This window comes from Vibrio sp. 2033 (assembly GCF_033339735.1).
The window spans coordinates 1-697 of the sequence record NZ_JAWOVC010000358.1 but is presented as its reverse complement, the minus strand read 5'-3'; the positions used below and the strand labels follow the sequence as shown (position 1 = coordinate 697).

The window sequence follows — 697 nt, the reverse complement described above, 5'->3', positions numbered from 1 at the left end:
GTTTAGTTTTGACGGTACGGGAAACGATAACTTTGTAGAAATTCCGGACTCTGATTCGCTTGATGTACAGGCAGGTGATTACACGCTTTCCGTCTGGGCTAAATTTGTAGAAGGCAACCGGGAACATTACATTGCGGGTAAAGGAGCCTGTGGAGGAACCGGATCCAATTTTTACATCGGAATTAACGAAAACAACCAAGCATTTATCGATATCAGCCACGAAGGTGGAGGTTCAAGGGTCTCCAGTAGTGCCGGCATACTCAACATAAATACATGGCACCATCTGGTTCTGAGGAAAATCGGACCTGACTTTACTCTTTTCAAAGATGGCAACCCGGTCCTTCTCCATACCGAAACAGGACAAATTCTTGTCAACGAAGCACCGTTTACTATAGGCAAAGGTGATGGATGCAACCTTCCCGAGTTGGTTATGCACGGGCTTGTCGATGATGTGCGTCTTTTCAATCGCAGCCTTTCGGATCCGGAAATAGCCGAATTGTATAATTACTCACCCGATAATAATGGCGGCAATTGTTCACCTGTTGCCGAATCACCGCTAAAATTAAATATTTTTTCAAATCCAATCGCACAGGGGCGGTCGGGGCAGGCAGAGGTGCGCCTTTCCGGTTTTGCCCCTGCAGGAGGATTGACCATCAATTTGCAATCTTCAGATACAAGCCGCCTGAGCGTTCCGTCA

The 697-nt window shown here is 46.9% G+C and carries 1 protein-coding gene; it reads left to right on the top strand.

The genetic code is table 11. From position 1 onward, the window contains the following. Positions 1–697, top strand: a 697-nt coding sequence (locus R7P74_RS26590; RefSeq protein ID WP_318123644.1) for a LamG domain-containing protein, incomplete at both ends; no start/stop codon positions are given.